This is a genomic window from Streptomyces sp. NPDC090499, assembly GCF_044769305.1.
GTDB lineage: Bacteria > Actinomycetota > Actinomycetes > Streptomycetales > Streptomycetaceae > Streptomyces.
In genome coordinates this window covers 1-1,014 of sequence record NZ_JBIVXP010000063.1, presented here as the reverse complement: position 1 = coordinate 1,014, position 1,014 = coordinate 1, and the positions used below count along the sequence as shown (strand labels likewise).

Here is a 1,014-nt window from a genome sequence, read left to right as displayed (position 1 = left end):
TACATCGTGTACGGGCCGCTGGCCAACGGCGCGACGCAGGTGATGTACGAGGGCACCCCGGACACCCCGCACCAGGGCCGGTTCTGGGAGATCGTGCAGAAGTACGGGGTGACGATCCTGTACACGGCGCCCACCGCGATCCGCACGTTCATGAAGTGGGGCGACGACATCCCCGCGAAGTTCGACCTGAGCAGCCTGCGGGTGCTCGGGTCGGTCGGTGAGCCGATCAACCCCGAGGCGTGGATCTGGTACCGCAAGCACATCGGTGCCGACCGGACGCCGATCGTGGACACCTGGTGGCAGACCGAGACCGGCGCGATGATGATCTCCCCACTGCCGGGCGTCACCGTGACCAAGCCCGGTTCCGCGCAGACCCCGCTGCCCGGCATCTCGGCGACGGTCGTCGACGACGAGGCCAACGAGGTGCCGAACGGCGGTGGCGGCTACCTGGTGCTGACCGAGCCGTGGCCGTCGATGCTGCGCACGATCTGGGGCGACGACCAGCGGTTCCTGGACACGTACTGGTCGCGGTTCGAGGGCAGGTACTTCGCCGGTGACGGCGCGAAGAAGGACGACGACGGCGACATCTGGCTGCTCGGCCGGGTGGACGACGTCATGCTCGTCTCCGGCCACAACATCTCGACGACCGAGGTGGAGTCGGCGCTGGTGTCCCACCCGTCGGTCGCCGAGGCGGCCGTGGTCGGCGCGGCGGACGAGACGACCGGTCAGGCGATCGTCGCCTTCGTGATCCTGCGCGGCACGGCGAACGCCGAGGACGAGAACCTCATCGCCGACCTGCGCAACCACGTCGGCGCGACGCTCGGCCCGATCGCCAAGCCGAAGCGGGTACTGCCGGTGGCGGAGCTGCCGAAGACCCGCTCCGGCAAGATCATGCGCCGGCTGCTCCGCGACGTCGCGGAGAACCGGCAGCTGGGCGATGTCACGACCCTGACCGACTCGACGGTCATGGACCTCATCCAGGCGAAGCTGCCCGCGGCGCCCAGCGAGGACTGA

1 protein-coding gene is annotated in these 1,014 nt (G+C 69.3%); it reads left to right on the top strand.

What is annotated here, in order from left to right; translation table 11 throughout:
* A partial coding sequence (locus tag ACIQVL_RS51590) for an AMP-binding protein (protein ID WP_403479325.1) occupies positions 1-1,014 on the top strand: 1,014 nt, incomplete at its 5' end.